We start from the raw sequence: 18,579 nt of genomic DNA, 5'->3' as shown, positions 1-18,579 counted from the left end.
CGTGGTGAACGAACTGTGGCCATGCACCCTGACCTGGGCAGAAGTGGATCCCTTGCGGCATCCGTTCGCACTGGACGACGATGCGGCGGAGGAACTGGCCCGTCTCGTCGCGCCCTTGGTGCCCAGCCCCGAGGTCGTCGAAGAGCGCCGGTTCCGCGCGATGGACCCCGTCACCGAGCTCATGGCGAGCCGGTACGGCCGCTGGGCCTGCGGCTGGAATTGGTCGGTGGGTGAGGGCGACGTCGATGGCGGGGTCGTCGACGCGTGGTGTTGTGCCGGCCACACCGTGACGACGCCGGACGCGACTGCCCCGTTGGCCGTCGCGGCGCTGCTCGAATGGCGTGACTGGATCGAGGATCTGGCGGAGCGCTTCTCCGCCTTGGCGCCGCCGTCGCGCTCCGACGCGTCCTGCGATGTCGATCCCTGGTACTGGGAACGGGCGTGCACGCGGCTGGTGACCGTGGTGGCCGATCGGACGCGGGCCGAGAGCGCCTGGTACGGCCACTGCAAGCAGGTCCTCGGATGGTTCCTCGCCTACAGCGGCATCGACGAGGAGCGCGCCCGTGACATCGTGGACGCCTCGATCAGCGGCCGGTTCGGTAGCTGGAGCTCACCGGACGTCGTCGTGGTCGATGCGGTGAGTTCGCGGTTCGCCCGGACCACGGACGAAAAGCGGTGACGTCCGGCGCCGGCCACCAACAGGACGCCCTCGCCGACTGGCTGCGCGTTCGCACGCGGATCTCCTGGCCGTCCTGGAGCAGCACGCGCCCCGACGCGGGAGCACCGGCGCGCGACGGCTTCCGGGACTTCTTCACCACCACGCGCGGCAGCCGCGACCCCGAAGGGACCGAGCGGGTCCTGACCGCCCTCGACCTGGCTCGCGCCGACGCGGCACGGGGAGAGTCGCTGAGCTTCGCCCTCATGGCGAACTGGCAGCGGACGGTCCTTCGCCGAACCACCCCGGGGTTCCGCACGACGCCGGCCTTCGCGAAGGGCGGCCGGGAGCGCTACGGTTTGGCACCCGATACGCAAGTGCGGTTCGCACACTGCCTGTCCGAGAGCACGCAAGCGGGCCTGTCCCTCCCCGCGCGCGCCGCCCGCACCTATCTCGACGTCCTCTTCTTCCATCCGTTCGAGGACGGCAACGCCCGCGCGGCCATGCTGGCGCTGGCCTTCGTCCTCGCCCGCGAGGACGTCGCCCTCGATCAAGTGCACCCGCTGCACGTCACCCGCTGGGCCGACGACGCCGAAGGATCGGCTGATCTGGCGGTACTGCTGGGGATCCTGCTCACCACGGCGGAGCGCCGCGCGTCCAACGGGGGGCACCACGGCCCCGCCCCCCAAACGCAGAGATCCCGCCCGGTCTTTCGACCGGACGGGATCTCATGACGTTCTCGGGAGCAACCCGTGAACTGTCGTTTGTGGACCTGTGGGGATTTGAACCCCAGACCCCCTCGATGCGAACGAGGTGCGCTACCAGACTGCGCCACAGGCCCTTGCGACGTGTGAAACATTAGCACCCCATCCGGGGTGCACGGAAATCCGTTGTCCCGCAGGTCACGTCACTCGTTCGCGGCGCGCGGGCGGTCGTCGCCCTCGTACTGGTCGAAGAGCGGAGTGCGGCCGCGGTCGCGGCTGCGGCGCGGGGTCGGCGGGGTCGCCCGCTGGTCCGCGCGCGGGTCCGGGACGGCCGCGTGCGGCGCCGCCTGCTGGTGCGGCTGCTGGGCGCGCAGGCGGGGTTCCGTCGGCTCCGCCGCGCTGGAGCGGGAGGAGCTCCAGGCGTCCGAGGACGCCGGTCCGGTGGCCCGGGGGGCCACGGGAGCCGTCACGTACGTCGGCAGCGGGACCGGGACCGGCTCCCAACTGTCGCCGCGCGCCGGGCCCCGCTCACGCTCGCGCTGCTGGTCCACCCACTCCGCGTGGTCGGTCTGCTCGACCAGGGCGCGCCGGCCGGCCTCCTGCGGGGAGACCGGTGGCGCGGGGTCCGGTTCGGAGCCCGCGGCGGCCTCGGGTTCGCGGCGCCGGGGGCGGTTCTCGCGCAGCCGCCGGGCGGCGCTCTCGGCGCGGCGCCGGTCCATGGTGAAGACGAACCGCCGCCGCTCCTGCACCCGCAGGTGCACGATGTACGCGCTCAGCAGGATCGCGGGGACCGCCGGGGCCCAGAGGTAGCGCAGCCCGCCGACGGCGGCGACGACCGCGCCGAAGGTGAAGACGAGGAAGAGCATCGCGGTGGTGCGCCGGCGCCGGGCGAGGACCTGGAGGCGCTGTTCGCGCCGGGCGCGCTCGGCGCGGTCCGCCCGTTCGGCACTCGCGCCCCGCGGTTCCGCCCTGGTTCTGGGCACGGCATTGACCCGGGCGTCGGCGTCGACGGAATTCACTTTCTCCGTCGCGGCGTCCGGGTCCGCGTGGTGCTGGGCTTCCGCCTCCTCGTCACCGCGCTCACGCAGCCCCTTGGCGTAACGGCGCTCCATTCCCGCCCGGCCGGAAAGCAGCCGGATGGCGGTGGAGAAGCGTTCCGTCGGACGGGCTTCGTTCAGCTCGTCCTGCCTCCGGAGCCACATGGGCACCAAGTAGGCGGCCCAGGCCCCCACGATGACTGCGTAGATGAGGCCGCTGCTGCTCACACCCCACACCGTAGAGGGGTACGGCCGGAGGCATCCGCCAATTGGACCGGTGTGTCGCACGATCCGGCTGATATCACGGACTTTTTTTGTGATTCTTCGGATCAGGTTATGGATACTCCGCCGGATATTCGAACCTTTATTCGAACAATCGGGTCCTGGTTGCCAATGGCGACCATTGACCGCCCGGCGCCGGCGCTATTTCTGCGGCGGAGCGTGCCCGTGGCGTTCGCGGTGCCAGCGGTTCAGCAATCCGTCCCGCATCTCCTCCGCCGTCAGCGCGAAGACCAGGTGGTCCCGCCAGGCACCGTCGATGTGCAGGTAGCGCGGACGCATGCCCTCCTCGCGGAAGCCCAGCTTCTCCACGACCCGCCGGCTCGGCCCGTTCTCGGGCCGGATGCACACCTCGATGCGGTGCAGCCCGACCTGGCGGAAGCAGTGGTCCACCGCCAGCGCCACCGCCGTCGGCATCACGCCCCGCCCGGCCACGTCACGGTCCACCCAGTAGCCGACGTGGCCCGCGCACATGGAGCCCCAGGTGATGCCGGCGACCGTCAGCTGCCCTACCAGGCGGCCCTGGTACTCGATGACGAAGGGCAGCATCCGGCCCGCGTTCGCCTCGGCCCGCAGGTGGCGGACCATCTGGCGGTACGTCGGCCGCTGCACGGCCGGGCCCCAGGGCGCGGCCGGCGGAATGGTCGCCTCCCACGGCCGCAGCCAGTCGCGGTTGCGCCGGTTCACCTCGCGCCAGGCACGCTGGTCACGGACTTTTATCGGCCGGAGCGTGACATCGCCGTCCGCCAGCACCACCGGCCAGGTGGGTCCGTTCAGCTCGGGCTCCCGGGTCTGGGATGGTCGCCGCCCCGGATCTGGTCGACGGCGTGGAGCAGGATGCGGTCCAGGACGCTCAGGCCGTCCCGTACGCCGCCGGTCGAACCCGGCAGGTTGACGATCAGCGTGTGCCCGGCGACGCCCGCCAGGCCCCGGGACAGGGCCGCGGTCGGCACCTTCGCCAGGCCCTCGGCGCGGATCGCCTGCGGGATGCCGGGGATCTCGTGGTCCAGCACCCGCGCGGTGGCGTCCGGGGTCCGGTCGGTGGGCGAGATCCCGGTCCCGCCGGTGGTGAGGATGACGTCGTACCCGGCGGCCACGCCCTCGCGCAGCGCCTGTTCGACGGGGTCGCCGTCGGGCACCACGCGCGGGCCGTCCACCACGAAGCCGAGCCGGGCGAGGGCGTCCGCGAGCAGCGGGCCGCCCTTGTCGGCGTACACGCCCCGCGAGGCACGGTTGGAGGCGGTGACGACCAGTGCGCGCAGCGGCGCGGACGTGCTCTGCGACGCGGCGGATCCGACGGGCCCGTCGCCGTGACCCTGGTCGTCGCCATGACCCTGGTCGTCGCCGTGGTCGTCGCCGTGACGGTGGCCGTGGACCTCGCCGCCGCGCGGGGGGTTCACGCGCGGTTCCAGTCGCCGGACTTGCCGCCGGTCTTCTCCTCCACCCGGACGTCGGTGATGACCGCGCCCTTGTCGACGGCCTTGACCATGTCGATCACGGTGAGTCCGGCGACCGCGACGGCGGTCAGCGCCTCCATCTCGACGCCCGTGCGGTCGGTCGTCCTGACGGTGGCCAGGATCTCCACGGCGTCGTCCGTCACCGACAGGTCGACCTTGACGCCCGAGACGGCGAGGGGGTGGCACAGCGGGATCAGGTCCGGTGTGCGCTTGGCACCCATGATCCCGGCGATCCGCGCGGTGGCGAGGGCGTCGCCCTTGGGTACGCCCTCGCCCCGCAGCAGTTCGATCACCCGGGGCGAGACGAGCACCCGGCCGCTGGCACGGGCCGTCCGCGTCGTGACGTCCTTCTCCGACACGTCGACCATCCGGGCCGCGCCGGCCTCGTCGATGTGCGTCAGCCTGCTCTGCGTGCTCATAAGTGCGTGCTGCTCCCGTCCGGGCCCCGCAAGGGCCTGTGTGGTGCAACACGCTACCCGCACCGGGCGGGGTTCAGCCGAGCAGGACCACTTCCAGCTCGCTGCCGGGCTCCACCGAGGTGACGTCCTCCGGCACCACCATCAGCGAGTCCGCGTGCGCGAGCGCCGCGATCAGGTGCGATCCCGATCCGCCGACCGGGCTCACCGTCCCCCGCTCCGGGTCGTGCTTGCCGCGCAGGAACTGGCGGCGCCCGGCCGGTGAGCGCAGCGCCTTGTCGGCTTCGAGCACCGCGCGGACCACCGGGCGGTGCAGGTCCGCCGCGGGCAGGCCCATCAGGGCCCGGATGGCCGGCCGGACGAAGAGTTCGAAGGAGACGTACGAGGACACCGGGTTGCCGGGCAGCGCGAGCAGCGGGGTCGCGTCGGGGCCGACCGTGCCGAAGCCCTGCGGCTTGCCGGGCTGCATGGCCAGCTTGCGGAAGTCGACCCGGGTGGTGTCGACGTCCTCCTCGTCGGTGGCGCCCGACGCGGCGCTCGCCACCGGCGTCAGGGCTTCCTTCACCACGTCGTACGCGCCGACGCTGACGCCGCCCGTCGTGACGATCAGGTCCGCCCGGATGAGCTGGTCCTCGATGGTCGAGCGCAGGGTGTCGGCGTCGTCGGCGACCGCGCCGACCCGGTAGGCGATGGCTCCGGCGTCACGGGCCGCGGCGGCCAGCGCGAAGCTGTTGGAGTCGTAGATCCGGCCCTCGGTCAGCGGTTCGCTGGGCTGGACCAGCTCGCTGCCGGTGGACATGACGACGACCCGGGCGCGCGGGCGCACCCGGACGGTGCCGCGTCCGATGGCGGCCAGCAGGGCGATCTGCGGCGGGCCGAGCACGGTCCCGGCACGCAGTGCGAGGTCGCCCGCCTGTACGTCGCTGCCGCGCGCGCGGACGTGGGCGCGGGCCTCGGCGGCCCGGTACACCCGGACCTCGCCGCGCGCGCCCTCGGGGGCCTCGCTGGCCGGGGTCATCCCCGCGGCCGCGCCGCCACCCGTACCGCCGTCGGTCCACTCGACCGGTACGACGGCCTCCGCGCCCTGGGGCAGCGGGGCGCCGGTCATGATGCGGGCGGCCTCGCCGGGCCCGACCGCGCCGCCACCGGGCAGCCCCCCGCTGCCCGCCGCGACGTCCCCGATGACCGTCAGCACCGCGGGGAACTCCTCGCCCGCACCCTGGACGTCGGCCACACGGACGGCGTACCCGTCCATGGAGCTGTTGTCGAAGGGCGGGAGGGCGACGGGCACGGTGACGTCCTCGACCAGGACACAGCCCTGGGCGTCCAGCAGCTGGAGCTCGATCGGCTCCAGCGGCCGGATGGCGGCGAGGACGTCCTCGAGGTGCTCGTCGACCGACCACAGACGCTGCTGGTCGCCCGCCGGTCGAGGATGCGGTGCTGAACTGGTCAAGGTGCTACATCTCCTCCGTGACGTAACTGTGAAGCCAGGTGCGGAACTCCGGGCCCAGGTCCTCGCGCTCGCACGCGAGGCGGACGATGGCCCGCAGGTAGTCCCCGCGGTCCCCGGTGTCGTAGCGACGGCCCCGGAAGACCACGCCGTGCACCGGGCCGCCGATGGATTCGTCGGCGGCCAGCTTCTGCAGGGCGTCGGTGAGCTGGATCTCCCCGCCGCGGCCCGGCTCGGTCTCCCGCAGTATGTCGAAGATCGCGGGGCTGAGGACGTACCGGCCGATGATCGCGTAGTTGCTGGGCGCTTCGTCCGCGTCCGGCTTCTCGACGAGGCCGGTGATCTTGACGATGTCGTCGTCACCGGTCTTCTCCACGGCGGCGCAGCCGTAGAGGTGGATGGACCGGGGGTCCACCTCCATCAGCGCGATGACGGTGCCGCCGGTGCGCTGCTGGAGTTCGACCATCTGCTGGAGGAGCGGGTCGCGCGGGTCGATCAGGTCGTCGCCGAGGAGGACGGCGAAGGGCTCGTCGCCCACGTGCGGGGCGGCGCACAGCACGGCGTGACCGAGTCCGCGCGGGTCGCCCTGCCGGACGTAGTGCATGGTGGCCAGGTCACTGGACTCCTGGACCTTCTTCAGCCGGTCGTCGTCGCCCTTGGCGATCAGGGCCGACTCCAGCTCGTAGTTGCGGTCGAAGTGGTCCTCCAGGGGCCGCTTGTTACGCCCAGTGATCATGAGGACGTCGTCGAGACCGGCTGCGACCGCCTCTTCGACCACGTACTGGATGGCCGGCTTGTCCACGACCGGGAGCATTTCCTTCGGGGTGGCCTTCGTCGCCGGGAGGAAGCGAGTACCGAGGCCCGCGGCCGGGATGACGGCCTTCTTGATCACGGGGTGCAACTGAGTCATGGGCAGAACGATAGTCGGTGGCTCTGAATGCCTTGCGAACACCCGGGTGAATTGATCCGCACTTGTCCTGAAATAGAAGGGTCTGAGAACCAGCTGTGGTACAGAACCGTTCCAATAAAGCGGAGTTGCGGCGCTCACTTCTGGCCGCCCGCCGCGCCCTGCCCGACGAGACCCTGCGCAGGTCGGCCCGCGCACTGGCCGAGCGCGCGCTCGACCTGCCCGAGCTGGCCGACGCCGGCTCCGTGGCCGCGTACGTCTCCATCGGCTCCGAACCCGGCACCCGGGACCTGCTCGACGCGCTGCGCGGGCGGGGAGTCCGCGTCCTGCTGCCCGTCCTGCTCCCGGACAACGACCTCGACTGGGCCGCGTACGAAGGTCCCGCGAGCCTGGCCGCGGCCGCCCACGCCGGGAAGATGACCCTACTGGAACCGGCCGGCCCGCGGCTGGGCCCCGACGCGGTCACCGACGCGGACGCGGTGTTGCTGCCCGGGCTCGCGGTGGACGGGCGCGGGATGCGGCTGGGGCGCGGCGGGGGCTCGTACGACCGGGTGCTCGCCCGGCTGGAGCGCGCGGACGCCCATCCGGCGCTGGTGGTGCTCCTCTACGACGAAGAGGTGGTCGCGCGGGTCCCGGAGGAACCGCACGACCACCCCGTGCACGCCGTGGTCACCCCGTCGGGGGTGCGCCGCTTGCGCCCCTAGAGCCTGCCGAAGGGATTCACGGCTTGAGCGTGAGCGTCTCGACCGTCGCCTTGGCGACCGCCTCCTTGCCGAACGCCCAGTCCAGCAGCTCGCCCTTGGCCCACATGTCCGTCTGGTCGGTGTAGTGGTCGGCGTACGCGTGGCCCGAGGCGCCGGTGAGGTTGATCCACTTCGACTTGTCGAGGTCGTTGAGGTTCACGACCATGCGCATCGAGGGGACCCAGGTGACGTCGTAGCCGCTGGAGGCGTTCCAGCCGGTGGCGTTGACCGTGGCCTCGCCGCCGCCCAGGTTCCAGGGGCCGCGGTTGAGCAGCCACTTCATGAAGCCGGGGCCTTCGGTGCCGATCGTCTGGTTCTTCAGCGTCAGCTGGTGCAGCCGGCCCCAGCTCCAGCTGGACTGGTCCTTGCCGAGCTTGGCCGTCAGCTCCCAGCGGGCGTCCTTCATGGCCCGCGCGAAGAGCTCGTCGCGGGTGGTGGTCGCCTTGTCCGAGTACAGGGCGGGCGACTGCCACCAGGCGGACTTCTCGTCCTTGACCAGCTTGCGGACCACCTCGAACCAACGGTCGCCGCCGTCGGGCTGCGCCGAGTCCGAGTCGCGCTCGCCGCACTCGCGGACCACCGTGGCGAGGTCGTCCGCCGGGCCGGTGCCGTTGCCCTTGACGTTCATGCAGCTGCCCTTGACCCGCAGCTCCTTCGGCATCTTGTCGCCGAAGGACAGCTTGAGGATGTTGCGCCAGACCGCGTTGAAGTAGGCGGCCGCCGCCGAGTCGGGCTCCTGCGTGTAGTTCCAGCCCTCCAGCAGCTTCTGGGCGGAACGCACGTCCGGGTCCGAGACGCGGATCTTGGTCAGCATGGGCGCGAGCAGCGTGGCGATCTCGCTGCTGTTGTCCATCTGCATGGTGCGCATGTCGTCGGTGGAGATCTTGCCGCTGTCCTTGATCTTCGCCTCGATGAGGTCGTTGATCCGCTGGCTGCGGGCGCCGTAGCCCCAGTCGGTGGTCAGCGTGTACGGGTACTTGCCCGCTCCGGTGCCGCTCTCGATGACCGCCTGGTTGGCGGTGACGACGTAGCCGCGCTGCGGGTTGAACTCGGAGGGCAGCTCGTTCTGGGGGATGAACCCCTTCCAGGCGTACTTCGAGTCCCAGCCCGGCGCCGGCATCCGGCCGTCGCCCGTGGTGCGCAGCGGGATCTTGCCCGGGGCCTGGTAGCCGATGTTGCCCGTCGCGCCCTTGTTGTCGGCGTAGATCAGGTTCTGCGACGGGACCTCGAAGTCGGCGGCGGCGGCCCGGAAGCTCGGCCAGTCCTTCGCCCGGTTCATCTTGAAGACGGCGTCCATCGACTTGCCCGCGTCCAGGGCGGTCCAGCGCAGGGCGACGGCGTAGCCGTTGCCGCGGTCGGGGGCCGCGCCGCCGACCGGGGCGCGGGCGCCGACGGTGCCCAGTTCGTCGCTGCGGTCGGAGACCAGCGGGCCGTTGTTCGTAGTCCGCACGGTGATCTTCTTCGAGGTGCCGCCCGCGATCTTGATGACCTCTTCGCGGGTGGTGAAGGGGAGCACCTTGCCGTCGTAGACGTAGCCCTCGGGCTTGACCTGCTCCAGGTAGAGGTCGGTCACGTCGGCGCCGAGGTTCGTCATGCCCCAGGCGATGTCGGCGTTGTGGCCGATGACCACGCCGGGCATGCCGGAGAAGGAGAACCCGGCCACGTCGTACTGGCAGGACGCCGAGGCCGTCCGGCAGTGCAGGCCCATCTGGTACCAGACCGAGGGGAGCTGCGGGGCCAGGTGCGGGTCGTTCGCGAGCAGCGGCTTGCCGGTGGTCGTGTACTTGCCCCCGATGACCCAGGAGTTCGATCCGATGCCGCTGCCGTTGGGACCGAGCAGGGCGGGGATCTGGTCCAGGGTCGAGGCCAGCGCGGTGAGCTGGGTGCGCAGGCCCGCGCTGGCGCCCTGGACGGTGGTGTTGTCCACGGCGCTGGTGTTGGCGGAGGCGTTCGATCCGTTGGTGGCGGGGCTGGAGGAGGAGCCGGTACCGGTGCCCGTTCCGGTGCCCGTGCCCGTGCCCGAGGTGGAGCCCGTGCCCGAGGTGGTGCCCGTGCCCGAGGTGGTGCCCGTGCCCGAGGTGGTGCCCGTGCCCGAGGCGCCCTGGCTGACGAACTTGCCGCCCTCGACCTTGCCGCCGTCGACGATCGACTTGTTCCGGTCGAAGGGGTACGGCGGATACAGCTCGTCGATCTGGGCCTGCGTGAGCTTGCCGGTCATCAGCGAGCGGTCGATCTCTTCCTGCATGTTGCCGCGCAGGTCCCAGGCCATCGCCTTGAGCCAGGCCACGGAGTCGACCGGGGTCCACTGCTCGGGCTTGTAGTCGTCGCTGAGCTTGAGGGCGGCGTGCTCGACGGAGAGGTCCTTGCCGGACTTGCCCTTGAGGTACTCGTTGACCCCGTCGGCGTAGGCCTGGAGGTACTTCTTCGTCTCGGGTGAGAGCTTGGTGTCGTACTCGGTCTGCGCGACCTGCCGCCAGCCCAGCGTGCGCAGGAAGGCGTCGGTCTCGACCTGGCCGGCCCCGAACATCTCGGAGAGACGGCCGGAGGTCATGTGACGGCGTACGTCCATCTCCCAGAACCGGTCCTGCGCGTGCACGAAGCCCTGCGCACGGAAGAGGTCCTGGTCGGTGTCGGCGTAGAGCTGAGGGATGCCCTTGGCATCACGCTTCACCTCTACGGGCGCGGTGAGTCCGGCGAGCTTGAGGGTGCCGGTCGTCTGCGGGTAGGAAGCGCGCAGCGTGTCCGCGCTCCAGTACGCCCCGTAGCCAAGGCCCGCGACGAGCGCCAGCACCAGCGTGAGCACGATCAGACGGGCGCGTCGTCCCTTCTTCTTGACGGAAGGGGCGGATTCTTTGGCGGGCATCGCTGTCCTTCGCGGGGCAGGGTGGTCCTGGAGTGCTGGAGCAACCATAGGCGCAGGGCGCCCGGGAGTGATCCGCGAGGGGTCCCGGCGGCTGGCAGCAGGGGCGATGGCCGTTTCACAATGTGAGGAGAGCGTCAAGAAATCGTCAAATATTAGGTAAGGTAACGAAGTACTTGCCGCCGGAGCAACGATCCGGCAGGCGCTCCGAGGGAAGGATCGCCCGCTGACTGTCCACCAGCTCAATGAGCTTCTGCTGGTCTGCTCGCTCGTGCTGCTCATAGCCGTCGCGGCGGTGCGCATCTCCTCGCGCAGCGGGCTCCCCAGTCTGCTCATCTACCTCGGCATAGGCATCGCGATAGGCCAGGACGGCATCGGCAACGTCGTCTTCGACAATGCGGAGCTGACGCAGGTCATCGGCTACGCGGCCCTCGTGGTGATCCTCGCCGAGGGTGGTCTGGGCACGAAGTGGAAAGAGATCAAACCGGCCCTGCCCGCCGCGATCGTGCTCTCGCTGGTCGGCGTCGCGGTCAGCGTGGGCGTCACGGCCGCCGGAGCGCACTACCTGGTGGGGCTGGAGTGGCGCCAGGCGCTGCTGATCGGGGCCGTCGTCTCCTCGACGGACGCCGCCGCCGTCTTCTCCGTCCTGCGCAAGGTGCCCTTGCCCGCGCGGATCACCGGCGTACTGGAAGCCGAGTCCGGCTTCAACGACGCTCCCGTGGTGATCCTCGTCGTGGCCTTCGCCACGGTCGGCCCGGTGGACGACTGGTACGTACTGCTCGGGAAGATCGCCCTCGAACTGGCCATCGGCGTCGCGATCGGCCTGACCGTGGGCTTCCTCGGGGCCTACGGCCTGCGGCACGTGGCGCTCCCCGCCTCCGGCCTCTACCCGATCGCCGTGATGGCGATCGCCGTGACGGCGTACGCGGCCGGAGCGATGGCCCACGGCTCCGGCTTCCTGGCGGTCTACCTGGCGGCGATGGTGCTGGGGAACGCGAAGCTCCCGCACTGGCCCGCGACCCGGGGGTTCGCGGACGGGCTCGGCTGGATCGCCCAGATCGGCATGTTCGTGCTGCTGGGCCTGCTCGTCACCCCGCACGACCTGGTCCACGACTTCTGGCCGGCCGTGATCATCGGCCTGGTGCTGACGATGGTGGCGCGCCCGCTGGAGGTCTTCCTCAGCCTGCTGCCCTTCCGGCTGCCGTGGCAGGAGCAGGCCCTGATGTCCTGGGCGGGGCTGCGCGGCGCCGTCCCCATCATCTTGGCCACCATCCCGATGGTGTCCGGGATCGAGGGCAGCGACCGGGTCTTCAACATCGTCTTCGTGCTCGTCGTCGTCTACACCCTGGTGCAGGGCCCGACGCTCCCATGGCTGGCCCGCAAGCTCAAGCTCGGCGACCAGGGGCCCGGGGCTGCCGACCTCGGGATCGAATCGGCGCCGCTGGAGCGGCTGCGCGGGCACCTGCTGTCCTTCGGCATACCCGAGGGCTCGCGGATGAACGGGGTCGAGGTCAGCGAGCTGCGACTGCCCGCCGGGGCCGCCGTCACGCTGGTGGTGCGGGACGAGAAGAGCTTCGTACCGCTGCCCGCCACCGTGCTGCGGCGCGGGGACGAGCTGCTGGTGGTCGCGACGGATCCGGTGCGCGACGCCACGGAGGCCCGACTGCGGGCGGTGGCCCGCGGCGGCAAGCTGGCGGGCTGGCTCGGGACGGGCGGGTCGACCGCGGTCACGCAGCGGGGTCCGAAGTAGGACCCGCAGGGCCCGCAGTAGGGCCCGCAGTAGGGCCCGAAATAAGACAGGTTCGATGCCGAGTGGCTGGTTCTGCCCTGTTTTCGGGGGGACCGGAAGGCGAAGTTCCCGTTAATCGCAGGTGAAGAGATGCGATGTCGCCACAATCACAGGGCACGGTGGGCAGTGTGCCTGTACCATGAAGGCACACCATATCGAACCAACTCTGTCTGACGCAGAGCTGGCGCGACCGCTCGGCGGCCGTGGCACCCTCCCGCAGTGGGGCGCCCAGGTATCACTCGGTTCGGCGCAAGAGGACAGCTCTCGGGGCTCCCACATGTACGGGTGCGACTCGCTCACAAGGCGCCGCACCGTCCGCAGTCGGGGAGTTCTACCAGGCAGCGGAAAGGCAAGGCCGTGACATCCGCGGTCACGACCGAGAAGTCCCGCCCCGGCTACGGCCAGCTCCTGCGCACGCCCGGTGCCCTCAGCTTCCTGATCCCCGGCTTCGCCGCACGACAGCCCTTCGCGATGCTCACCATCGGCATCGTCCTGCTCGTCCAGCACACCACCGGCTCATTCGGTGACGCGGGCGTCGTCGCCACCGTCACCGGCATCGCGATGGCGCTGTTCGCCCCGCAGATCGGCAAGCTCGCCGACCGGCGCGGCCAGAGCGCCGTCCTCATCCCCACCGTCTTCGTGCACGCCGCGTCCGTCGTCGGCCTGACCTCGCTGGCCCTGCTGGACGCCCCGCTGTGGGCCCTCGCGCTCGCGGCCGTCCCGGCCGGCGCCTCGGTCCCGCAGGTCGGCCCGATGGTCCGGGCCCGCTGGGCCGCCAAGCTCGAAGGCTCGCCGCTGCTGTCGACGGCCGCCGCCTGGGAGTCCGTCACCGACGAGCTGACCTTCGTCGTCGGCCCGGTGCTCGCGACCTTCCTGTGCACCACCGTCCACCCCTCGGCCGGTCTGCTCACCGAGGCGGGCCTGACCCTCATCGGCGGCCTGCTCTTCGCCGCGCAGCGCGGCACCCAGCCCAAGCCGGTGCCCCGCCTCGCGGGCGGCGAGAAGCACGCCTCGGCGCTGTCCTTCCCGGGGCTCCGCGTCCTGATCGTCGCCTTCGTCGGCATCGGCGCCGTCTTCGGCGGCATGCTGATCTCGCTCGCCGCCTTCTCCGAGGAGATCGGCAACCCGGGCGCGAACGGCCTGCTCTACGGCATCTTCGCGGGCGGCAACATGATCGCGGGCATCGCCTGCGGCACGATCGCCTGGAAGATCGGCCCGCGCCGGCGCCTGATCCTCGGCTACGTCGGCCTCACCGCCGCCGCGTCGGTGCTGTGGACCGTGAACTCGGTCTTCCTCCTCGGCGCGCTCGGCCTCGTCGTCGGCCTGTGCATCGCCCCGGCCCTGATCACCGGCTACACGATGATCGAGCAGCTGGTCCCGGCCGCCTCGCGGACCGAGGCCTTCACGGCACTGACCGGTGCGGTCGCCTTCGGGCAGGCCGCCGCGGTCACCGTCGCGGGCCGGCTGACCGACGCCTACGGGTCCTCGTACGGCTTCCTGGTCCCGGCGGCGGCCACCGCGCTGGCGCTGCTGACCCTGCTGGCACTGCGCTCCAAGCTGGCGCCGAAGGCTCCGAGCCGGGTCATCAGCTCGTCCCAGAAGCCGTCACAAAAGCCGTCGCAGAAGCCCTCCGGCACGTCGAAGCCGGGGGCTACCGTGCGGGTGAATGAGCGTGTCGTGGGTCACCGCGTACCGGTGACGGTGGACTGATCCGCCGGAATACGTCACCATGGAACGTCGTTAGCACTCATTGAGTGAGAGTGCCAGGAGGAAATTCGTGCCGACCTACCAGTACCAGTGCACCGAGTGCGGTGAGGGCCTTGAGGCCGTGCAGAAGTTCACCGATGACGCACTGACCGTGTGCCCGAGCTGTGACGGACGCCTGAAGAAGGTGTTCTCCGCGGTCGGCATCGTCTTCAAGGGATCCGGTTTCTACCGGAACGACAGTCGCGGCTCCTCGTCGAGCAGCACGCCGGCCTCCAAGCCCGCGTCCTCGACGACCGCGTCCGCTCCGGCGGCTTCGGCCTCGTCCTCCTCCTCGACGTCGTCGTCCTCGACCTCGTCGTCGAGCGGTTCCTCCAGCAGCAGCGGCACCACCTCCGCCGCCTGACGTTCCGCGCGGCACCGCGCTCAGTGCTGCGCGGCGCCACGTACCGCGCAGCACCACGCGCCACGGAGCACCATGCTTCGCGAAGGGCCCCACCACCGGTCACCACCGGCGGCGGGGCCCTTCGTGCGTCCGTTTCCCGGGCCCCCCGCACGGGTGATCCACAACCCCCCGCGAGGGTTCGGCGGGCTGCCTTTAGGGTGGGGCCATGGCGAACGCAGAGATCGGTGTCATCGGCGGCTCGGGCTTCTACTCCTTCCTGGAGGACGTGACCGAGATCGAGGTGGACACCCCGTACGGCAAGCCCAGCGACTCCCTCTTCCTCGGCGAGCTGGCCGGCCGCCAGGTCGCGTTCCTGCCCCGCCACGGCCGTGGCCACAAGGTCCCGCCGCACAAGATCAACTACCGCGCCAACCTCTGGGCCCTGCGCTCGGTGGGCGTCCGCCAGGTGCTCGGCCCCTGCGCGGTGGGCGGCCTGCGCCCGGAGTACGGCCCGGGCACCCTGCTCGTCCCCGACCAGCTGGTCGACCGTACGAAGTCCCGCGCCCAGACCTTCTTCGACGGCGAGCCGCTGCCCGGGGGATCCGTCCCGAACGTCGTGCACACCACCTTCGCCGACCCCTACTGCCCCGTGGGCCGCGCGGCCGCCCTGGCCGCGGCGCGGGGACGGGACTGGGAGCCGGTGGACGGCGGCACCATGGTCGTCATCGAGGGCCCGCGCTTCTCGACCCGCGCCGAATCCCGCTGGCACGCGGCGGCGGGCTGGTCGGTGGTCGGCATGACGGGCCACCCCGAGGCCGTCCTCGCCCGTGAGCTGGGTCTCTGCTACGCCTCGATGGCCCTGGTCACCGACCTGGACGCGGGCGCGGAGACGGGCGAAGGGGTGTCCCACACCGAGGTCCTGCGGGTCTTCGGCGAGAACGTCGGCCGGCTGCGCGAGGTCCTCTTCGACGCGGTGGCCGCCCTCCCGGCGACGGAGTCGCGCGACTGCCTGTGCACGCACGCGCACGACGGCTGGGACCTGGGCATCGAACTGCCGTAGCGGGGCGGGCTCGCGGCGGCGGGCGGGATCGGGGCGGCGGGCGGGCTCGCGGCGGCTCGCTCGCTCGTGTGGGTGACGGGGTTGTCCACAACCTGGGGACCGTCCACAGGCCGGAGCGGGATCCGGCGGACGGGCGGATCGTGAGGGGGTCCGGGCAGATCGCCCGGGCTCACCTGACGAAGGGTGTGACGGTCATGTCCGCTTCTCCTTACGCTCGTTCCTCCTCCTGCGCTTCTTCCTCTTCGTCCTCTTCTTCCTCTTCTTCCGCCTCCTCCGCTGCCGCCTCCTCCGCTGCCGGTGCCGGCGCCGGCGCCGGTGCTGGCACCGGCTGCGGCAGCGGTTCTGCCACTGCCTGCGGACCCGTGCACGCCGTTCCGGCCTTCGCCCCGCTGCGGGTGGGGCGGAGCGGGGACCGGCTGCGCAGGGCGGTGCGGCGCAGGCGCCGGGTGGTGGGCGCGGGGCTCGCCGTGGCGGCGGCCGCGCTGGCCGCTGCCGCCGGGGCCGAGGCCAGCGCCTCGCGGGCCGCACCTCCACCACCGCCCCCGGTGGACTCCGCCGCCGGGCGGGCCGTTCCCGTACCGCTGGTGTCGGCGCCGGTGCGGATCGCGGACGCGGCGACGGTCAGGCTCCTGCGGGTCGGGGACCGGGTGGACGTGGTGGCCGCGGAGCGGGACGGTCCGCCGCGGGTGCTGGCGGAGTCCGCCAAGGTTGCCGAAGTGCCGCCCGGGGAGAAGGGCGTGGGGGACGCCGGGGCGCTGGTGGTCCTGTCCGTGCCCCGGGACACCGCGCGGGCCCTCGTGGGCACGGGCACGGTGGCGCGATTGGCCGTGACCCGGTGCTGACTCGTACACACACCCGATCAAGTCGCCTGATGGTGTGCCCCGATTGGACACGCCGGGCCCGGACTGCCGTAGTTTTCGGAACCGTTGGCTCCGAGTGCAGTACGAGCGAAATGAGATGCAGTGGTGAGCGAGAAGAACACCGGCCTCCTGGCAGGCTTCAAAGCCTTCCTGATGCGCGGCAACGTGGTCGACCTCGCGGTGGCCGTGGTCATCGGTGCGGCGTTCACGAACATCGTGAACTCGGTGGTCAAGGGCATCATCAGCCCGCTGGTCGGCGCGATCGGCACCAAGGACCTGGACAAGTACTCGTCCTGCCTGAAGAGCCCCTGCGAGACGAACGCGACGGGCGAGGTCGTCTCCGGCATCCCGATCATGTGGGGCTCGGTGCTGAATGCGACGCTCAGCTTCCTGATCACCGCGGCCGTCGTCTACTTCCTGATGGTGCTGCCGATGGCGAAGTACCTCGCCAAGCAGGAGCTGCGGCGCAAGGCCAAGGAAGGCGTCCAGGAGACCATGGAGATCAGCGAGCTGGAGGTCCTCAAGGAGATCCGCGACGCGCTCGTCTCCCAGCGGGGCGGGGGCGCGGCCGGTCAGGGCGGCCAGGGCCGGGACGGCTCGGCCTGACTCAGATGTGGTGCGGCGGCTTCTCGTCGAGGAAGCGGGCCAGGTCGGCCGCGCTGTCCGCGGCGGGGGGCCGTTCTCCCCAGCCCCGGTCCGTGTCGTCCGAGGACTGCCGGTCCAGCGGGTCGCCGAAGTCCAGCTTCGGCTTCGGCTTCGGCCGGGTCCCGGCGGGCTGGGGCGACTGCGGGCCGGAGGCGGGGGCGGTACTCATGCCTCAAGGGTACGGCCGCCCCCGCGACGGCTCAGCTGGGCGCCTCGGCACCCTTGCGGGCATAGAACCACCAGCAGACGACCAGGCAGGTCGCATAGAACCCGATGAAGATCCACAGGGCGGTCGTCACCTGGAGGTTCGCGAACATCGCCGGGATGAAGAAGAAGCCGTAGGCGGCGATCGCGGAGGAGAAGCCGGTGACCGCGCCCGCCTCCATCTCGGACTGCTTGAGGGCCGCGGCCTGCGCCTCGGGGCCCTGCCCCTCGGCCTCCTTCGCGTGCTGGTCCCGGAAGATGACCGGGATCTGCCGGAAGGTCGAACCGTTGCCCAGGCCGGAGAAGAAGAAGGCCACCAGGAAGCCGACGAAGAAGGTCCAGAAGCTTCCCTGGTCGCCGCCGGAGGGCAGCGCGAAGATCACCACGACCAGCGCGGCCGCCATGCCGACGAAGGAGAGCATGGTGACCCTGGCCCCGCCCATCTTGTCGGAGAGCCAACCGCCGGCCCAGCGCATGATCGCGCCGACGAAGGGTCCGATCCAGGCATAGGTGGTGGCCTGGTAGCCCTGGGTCTCGAAGTTGTTCTTGATGAGCAGCGGCAGACCCGCGGCGAAGCCGATGAAGGACCCGAAGGTGCCGACGTAGAGCCAGGTCATCAGCCAGTTGTGCTTGCGCTTGAAGATGATCTTCTGCTGGCTGAAGGGGGCGGCGGCCACCTTCAGGTCGTTCATCAGGAACCACGCGAGCAGCGCCATGATGACCAGCAGCGGCACCCAGAGGAACGCGCCGTTCTGGAGCCAGATGTCGGTGTTCTTCTTGGCGTCGTGCTGCGGACCGCCGGCGGGGGCGCCGAGCACGGCCGCGGTGACCACCAGCGGTGCGACCAGCTGGACCACGCTGACGCCGAGGTTGCCGAGGCCGCCGTTGAGCCCGTTGGCGCTGCCCTTCTCCCGTTTGGGGAAGAAGAAGCCGATGTTGGCCATCGAGGAAGCGAAGTTGGCGCCGCCGATGCCGCAGACCGCTGCGATCAGGGCCAGTTCCCAGTACGGGGTGCCCGTGTCCTGGAGCGCGAAGCCCAGCCAGAGCATCGGGGCGACCAGGACCAGCGTGCTGATCGCGGTGAACTTCCGCTCGCCGAAGATCGGCCCGATGAAGGTGTACAGGATCCGGAAGGTGCCGCCGGTGATGCCGGGGATGGCGGTCAGCCAGAAGAGCTGGGACTTGGAGAAGCCGAAGCCGACGTCGTTGAGCTTGACGACGGTGACCGACCAGACCTGCCAGACCACGAAGCCGAGCATCAGCGCGGGGACCGAGACCCACAGGTTGCGCTGGGCCACCTTGCGGCCGGTGGACTGCCAGAAGCCGTCGTCCTCGGGGCGCCAGTCCGCGATGGTCGAGCCGGGCCTGTAGCTCTCGGCCCGGTGCGAACGGGGCGCGGGTGTGACGGGCGTGGGTATGGACAT

General features: G+C 71.0%; 18 protein-coding genes and 1 tRNA gene. 9 read left to right on the top strand and 10 right to left on the bottom strand.

Features of this window, described 5'->3' with window-relative positions:
* Positions 1-4: 4 nt before the first annotated feature.
* On the top strand, positions 5-679 hold the full coding sequence (locus ACIBEA_RS24375; RefSeq protein ID WP_399264255.1) for a hypothetical protein: 675 nt from the start codon (positions 5-7) through the stop codon (positions 677-679).
* Positions 676-1,389: a Fic family protein gene (locus ACIBEA_RS24370; protein ID WP_399264253.1), complete on the top strand. Its 714-nt coding sequence runs from the start codon at positions 676-678 to the stop codon at positions 1,387-1,389. Before ACIBEA_RS24375 ends, ACIBEA_RS24370 begins: the two co-directional genes overlap by 4 nt.
* A 33-nt stretch (positions 1,390-1,422) precedes the next feature.
* Here the strand turns inward: ACIBEA_RS24370 and ACIBEA_RS24365 are convergent.
* The 7 genes from ACIBEA_RS24365 to galU all read right to left on the bottom strand — a co-directional run bounded on the left by ACIBEA_RS24365 (position 1,423) and on the right by galU (position 6,908).
* Positions 1,423-1,496, bottom strand: a tRNA-Ala gene (locus tag ACIBEA_RS24365).
* 66 nt (positions 1,497-1,562) lie between these two features.
* Entirely contained in the window at positions 1,563-2,624 is a 1,062-nt protein-coding gene (glpR, locus tag ACIBEA_RS24360) for a gephyrin-like molybdotransferase receptor GlpR (RefSeq protein ID WP_399264251.1), read from the bottom strand.
* Positions 2,625-2,819: 195 nt separating this feature from the next.
* Positions 2,820-3,431 carry a GNAT family N-acetyltransferase gene (locus ACIBEA_RS24355; RefSeq protein ID WP_399264249.1) on the bottom strand — a complete coding sequence of 204 codons (612 nt, stop codon included), beginning with the start codon at positions 3,429-3,431 and terminating at the stop codon, positions 2,820-2,822.
* Positions 3,432-3,448: 17 nt separating this feature from the next.
* Positions 3,449-3,937, bottom strand: a complete 489-nt coding sequence (locus tag ACIBEA_RS24350) for a molybdenum cofactor biosynthesis protein B (RefSeq protein ID WP_399264416.1) — start codon at positions 3,935-3,937, stop codon at positions 3,449-3,451.
* A gap of 134 nt (positions 3,938-4,071) precedes the next feature.
* The gene (gene moaC / locus ACIBEA_RS24345; protein WP_399264247.1) at positions 4,072-4,551 is read right to left on the bottom strand and encodes a cyclic pyranopterin monophosphate synthase MoaC; all 480 of its coding nucleotides are present in this window, start codon (positions 4,549-4,551) and stop codon (positions 4,072-4,074) included.
* Positions 4,552-4,624: 73 nt separating this feature from the next.
* Positions 4,625-6,001 (bottom strand): gephyrin-like molybdotransferase Glp, encoded by a 1,377-nt coding sequence (gene glp, locus ACIBEA_RS24340; protein ID WP_399264245.1) that lies wholly within the window; start codon positions 5,999-6,001, stop codon positions 4,625-4,627.
* A gap of 4 nt (positions 6,002-6,005) precedes the next feature.
* Complete coding sequence (gene galU, locus ACIBEA_RS24335) at positions 6,006-6,908, bottom strand: UTP--glucose-1-phosphate uridylyltransferase GalU (protein ID WP_399264243.1); 903 nt, start codon at positions 6,906-6,908, stop codon at positions 6,006-6,008.
* Between the two features lie 95 nt (positions 6,909-7,003).
* Here galU and ACIBEA_RS24330 point away from each other — a divergent pair, with 95 nt between their 5' ends.
* Positions 7,004-7,609 carry a 5-formyltetrahydrofolate cyclo-ligase gene (locus tag ACIBEA_RS24330; RefSeq protein ID WP_399264241.1) on the top strand — a complete coding sequence of 202 codons (606 nt, stop codon included), beginning with the start codon at positions 7,004-7,006 and terminating at the stop codon, positions 7,607-7,609.
* Positions 7,610-7,625: 16 nt separating this feature from the next.
* Here ACIBEA_RS24330 and ACIBEA_RS24325 read toward each other — a convergent pair whose 3' ends face one another.
* Positions 7,626-10,511 (bottom strand): penicillin acylase family protein, encoded by a 2,886-nt coding sequence (locus ACIBEA_RS24325; protein ID WP_399264239.1) that lies wholly within the window; start codon positions 10,509-10,511, stop codon positions 7,626-7,628.
* A 190-nt stretch (positions 10,512-10,701) separates the two neighbouring features.
* Here ACIBEA_RS24325 and ACIBEA_RS24320 point away from each other — a divergent pair, with 190 nt between their 5' ends.
* The 6 genes from ACIBEA_RS24320 (at position 10,702) to mscL (ending at position 16,912) form a co-directional block, all read left to right on the top strand.
* A complete protein-coding gene (locus ACIBEA_RS24320) occupies positions 10,702-12,258 on the top strand; it encodes a potassium/proton antiporter (protein WP_399264414.1) in 1,557 nt (518 codons plus the stop codon).
* Between the two features lie 396 nt (positions 12,259-12,654).
* On the top strand, positions 12,655-14,007 hold the full coding sequence (locus ACIBEA_RS24315; RefSeq protein WP_399264237.1) for an MFS transporter: 1,353 nt from the start codon (positions 12,655-12,657) through the stop codon (positions 14,005-14,007).
* A 67-nt stretch (positions 14,008-14,074) separates the two neighbouring features.
* The gene (locus ACIBEA_RS24310; RefSeq protein WP_399264235.1) at positions 14,075-14,407 is read left to right on the top strand and encodes an FmdB family zinc ribbon protein; all 333 of its coding nucleotides are present in this window, start codon (positions 14,075-14,077) and stop codon (positions 14,405-14,407) included.
* Positions 14,408-14,612: 205 nt separating this feature from the next.
* Positions 14,613-15,446: an S-methyl-5'-thioadenosine phosphorylase gene (locus ACIBEA_RS24305; protein ID WP_399264233.1), complete on the top strand. Its 834-nt coding sequence runs from the start codon at positions 14,613-14,615 to the stop codon at positions 15,444-15,446.
* Positions 15,447-15,808: 362 nt separating this feature from the next.
* Positions 15,809-16,288, top strand: coding sequence for a hypothetical protein (locus ACIBEA_RS24300; RefSeq protein ID WP_399264231.1), 480 nt, complete (start codon positions 15,809-15,811; stop codon positions 16,286-16,288).
* 123 nt (positions 16,289-16,411) lie between these two features.
* On the top strand, positions 16,412-16,912 hold the full coding sequence (mscL, locus tag ACIBEA_RS24295; protein WP_399264229.1) for a large conductance mechanosensitive channel protein MscL: 501 nt from the start codon (positions 16,412-16,414) through the stop codon (positions 16,910-16,912).
* Between the two features lies 1 nt (position 16,913).
* Here the strand turns inward: mscL and ACIBEA_RS24290 are convergent, their stop codons facing one another.
* Both ACIBEA_RS24290 and ACIBEA_RS24285 read right to left on the bottom strand, forming a co-directional pair.
* Entirely contained in the window at positions 16,914-17,120 is a 207-nt protein-coding gene (locus tag ACIBEA_RS24290; RefSeq protein ID WP_354380481.1) for a hypothetical protein, read from the bottom strand.
* A 31-nt stretch (positions 17,121-17,151) separates the two neighbouring features.
* The gene (locus ACIBEA_RS24285) at positions 17,152-18,579 is read right to left on the bottom strand and encodes a NarK family nitrate/nitrite MFS transporter (RefSeq protein ID WP_399264227.1); all 1,428 of its coding nucleotides are present in this window, start codon (positions 18,577-18,579) and stop codon (positions 17,152-17,154) included.

The organism is Streptomyces sp. NPDC051555, from assembly GCF_044454405.1.
Lineage (GTDB): Bacteria > Actinomycetota > Actinomycetes > Streptomycetales > Streptomycetaceae > Streptomyces.
The sequence above is the reverse complement of the archived record's forward strand: the minus strand, read 5'-3'. Positions and strand labels throughout refer to the sequence as shown.

What these genes read in the sequence shown, in the direction of transcription:
- galU (WP_399264243.1), bottom strand. Translation starts at nt 6,908, where the DNA reads ATGACTCAGTTGCACCCCGTGATCAAGAAGGCCGTCATCCCGGCCGCG.
- ACIBEA_RS24305 (WP_399264233.1), top strand. Translation starts at nt 14,613, where the DNA reads ATGGCGAACGCAGAGATCGGTGTCATCGGCGGCTCGGGCTTCTACTCC.
- ACIBEA_RS24285 (WP_399264227.1), bottom strand. Translation starts at nt 18,579, where the DNA reads ATGTCCATACCCACGCCCGTCACACCCGCGCCCCGTTCGCACCGGGCC.
- ACIBEA_RS24325 (WP_399264239.1), bottom strand. Translation starts at nt 10,511, where the DNA reads ATGCCCGCCAAAGAATCCGCCCCTTCCGTCAAGAAGAAGGGACGACGC.
- moaC (WP_399264247.1), bottom strand. Translation starts at nt 4,551, where the DNA reads ATGAGCACGCAGAGCAGGCTGACGCACATCGACGAGGCCGGCGCGGCC.
- ACIBEA_RS24290 (WP_354380481.1), bottom strand. Translation starts at nt 17,120, where the DNA reads ATGAGTACCGCCCCCGCCTCCGGCCCGCAGTCGCCCCAGCCCGCCGGG.